The organism is Actinomycetota bacterium, assembly GCA_036280995.1.
GTDB lineage: Bacteria > Actinomycetota > CALGFH01 > CALGFH01 > CALGFH01 > CALGFH01.
The window spans coordinates 1-2,972 of the sequence record DASUPQ010000741.1 but is presented as its reverse complement, the minus strand read 5'-3'; the positions used below and the strand labels follow the sequence as shown (position 1 = coordinate 2,972).

Sequence of the window (2,972 nt, the reverse complement as noted above, 5' to 3'; positions counted from 1 at the left end):
GCCAGCCCTCGGGCAGGCCGGAACGCCGCGCGGCCGGGGCCGGCGGCGCCCCGTCGGCCGTGCTCAGGTCGTCGATGCGCTCGGGCACCCGAGCAGGATAGGCGCCCGGGTGCCCTGGCGGTACGTCAACAATGGCGACGGCAAGCTAGTGCAAACGGTTGAGGAACGGGTCACGCCCGATGTCGCGGTAGGCGGCCACCGAGGAGCTCGAGCTGGTGATGCGCCAGTCGCACCGGTGCAGGTTGTTGAAGTAGACCAGCGCCTTGATCCGGGTCCGGGTCGTCTTGAGCTGGACCAGCGAGTCGCGGAACCACTCCGCCTTGCTGGGCTCGCCCGCCGGCTGCTCGCGCAGGCCGTACTCGGCCAGCATCAGCGGCTTGCCCGGGGCGTGGGCGGCCGTCCAGTCGTAGAACGGCTTGGTGATCTCGGCGAACGACCGTGGCTTCTTGCCGGCCTCGCAGCCGTACCAGTTGTAGGGGTCGTAGGCGATCCAGTCGACGTAGGCGTCGCCCGGGTACAGGGTCGGGTAGATGTCGCCGTGGCCGCCGACGAAGCCCATCATGGTCCAGACGAAGATGACGTTGCTGGCCCCGGCCTTGTTGAACCCGTCGACCACGCGGCGGAAGGCGCGGGCGTAGTCGGCCGGCTGGCCGGCGGCCCCGATGTCGTTCTCGGGCTCGTGGTGGAAGGCCAGGAAGACCTTGCCGCCGAACGCCTTGAGCCGGTTGGCGGTGGTGGCGATCTGGGCGTCCTGGCTGCCGTTGGCCACCGCCGGCCAGGAACCGGGCGACTTCCAGTTGATCAGCAGCAGCCGGCCCTCGGCGGCCAGGGCCCGCTCCTCGGCGGTCGGGAAGTTCTGGCTCCACTGGTGGTAGACGTGGACGATGTCGAACTTCCGGCCCATCTGGCCTTCCCAGCCCTTGTCGAACTTGCTGGTGCCCCAGAGGGCGCCCGAGTTCGGGACCATGCTGGCGCTGAACCCGGCCGGCCCGGGCGACCCGCCGCCGCCGCCCGAGCCCGGCGATGTCGTCGGCGTGGGCTTCGGCGGCCTGGTGGTGGCGGTGGGCTTGGTCGTGGAGGTCGGCTTGGTGGTGGAGGTCGGCGGGAGCGGCGAGGTCTGGAAGTGGGGGTCGAGGGCGAGGCGCCGGAACCCCTCGGCCGAGCGGGCCGAGGAGGCGACCCGGTAGTCGCAGGCCTTCTTGGCGTCGAAGTAGACCAGGGCCTGGACGTTCGGCATCTCGGTGGCCAGGTCGCGGGCCGCGTTGTCGAACCAGGCGGCCTTGCCGGCCGGGTTGGCGGCGTCCTCGCCCGAGCCCGTCTCGCCGATCATCAGCGGCTTGCCGTGCGAGCTGCCCCACACGTAGAAGTCGCCGAAGATGGCCGACAGCTCCCGCCAGCCGGTCCCTGGGCGGCAGCCGGGGCCGTTGTAGCCGTCGGCGGCGATCCAGTCGACCTGGTCGTCACCGGGGTAGAAGCGGTCGGCGGAGTCGCTGGCGAAGGCGGCCGCGGTCGGGGCCCAGACGAACGACGCCGGCAGGCCGGCGAAGATCTCGCGGACGTGCGCCCAGGCGGCCCGGAACGACTCGGGCGAGCCGACCCAGCGGCTGTTGGCGGGATCGTCCATGCGCTGGGCGTAGCGGAGGAACACCGGCTTGCCCAGCTCGCGCACGCCCTCGGCCAGCTGGCGCAGGTAGACGTCGTGGCGGCCCTGGGCGACCTCGGTCGTGCTGGCCCCGTTCCCGATCGTCAGCAGCGGGATCCGCCCCATCTTGACGTCCCAGGCCGGGCGCCAGCCGAGCTGGGCGCCGAACGGCACGTAGGTGTGGTCGATGGCCAGGCGGCGGCCGATGCGGCGCTCCAGCTCCAGCACGGCCTGCTGCTGCGCGGCCTTGCTGAAGGACCCCGACGGCTGCACGTAGGCGCCGAGCCAGGCCGCCTTGGGCGTCAGGGCCGCGTCGCCCTGGGCGCCGGTCGGGGGGAAGGCCCGCGCCGACACGGCGAGGGCGCCGACCAGCGCGGCCAGCAGGACCAGGGCGGTGACGACACGGGAACGGCCGCCGCGCCGGGCGGACGGGCTGGCATGACGGGGGACATGGCGCAATGCAGCTCCTCCTTGGTGACTGCTCACCATGGACGGGAGTGGAGCGGCGGTGCGTCGGGCCCGGGGGGAAGGCCCGCTGACGTTGGGGGGAGGTGCCGCGCCGGATCTAACCAAGATCACGATTCGTCGGTCAAATCGTTGCTCGATTGTGCTCTACCCCGCTGGCTTGTCGGGAACGGGCGCTAGATGCCCTTGCCGGCCGCATGGGCCATTCGCACCACCTGCTTGGCGCTGACCAGGCCCAGGCTGATGGCGACGGCCAGGTAGGCGCGGCGCTCGCGCCGGTCCAGCGACAGCGTCCGGCGGGCCCAGCTCCGGGCCGGGCGCCGCTCCCCCAGGGCCGCGTGGGCGAAGGCGATCTGGCCGTAGATGCGGGCCAGCCCCGACGGCTCCGCCTCGAGGTCCTGGTGCTTGTCGACCAGGTAGGTGAGGGCGGAGATGATGGTGCGCCAGCGGTCGGCGAAGAACGACGACTGGTGCCAGTGGATGACGGCCAGCGGCTCGGCCACGGCCAGCACGGGCCCGAGCCGGGAGGCCCGCAGCAGCCACTCGTAGTCCTCGGCGTAGCTGCCGGGGATCTCCTCGTCGACCAGGCCGATGTCGTCGAGCAGCTGGCGGCGGCGGGCCAGCACGGTCGAGGGGTGCAGCTCGGTGAGGCGCGAGCGCAGCAGCTGACGGTGGGTGACGAGGACGGTCGGGGCCAGCCGGGTGGTGGTGCGGTCCTTGTGGCGGACCAGGATGCCGGTGGTGGAGACGGCCGCCGAGGGCGTCGCCAGCAGCCGCGCGACCTGGCGGGCGAGCTTCTCGGGCAGCCACTCGTCGTCGTCGTCGCAGAAGGCGACCAGCTCGCCGGTGGCGGCCAGGATGCCGC

Annotated in this window: 2 protein-coding genes; both read right to left on the bottom strand. The window is 72.5% G+C overall.

Features of this window, described 5'->3' with window-relative positions:
- Nucleotides 1–145: 145 nt before the first annotated feature.
- Entirely contained in the window at nucleotides 146–2,101 is a 1,956-nt protein-coding gene (locus VF468_24800) for a glycosyl hydrolase (GenBank protein HEX5881507.1), read from the bottom strand.
- Nucleotides 2,102–2,283: 182 nt separating this feature from the next.
- The coding region (locus tag VF468_24795) for a glycosyltransferase (protein HEX5881506.1) at nucleotides 2,284–2,972 on the bottom strand (689 nt) is incomplete at its 5' end.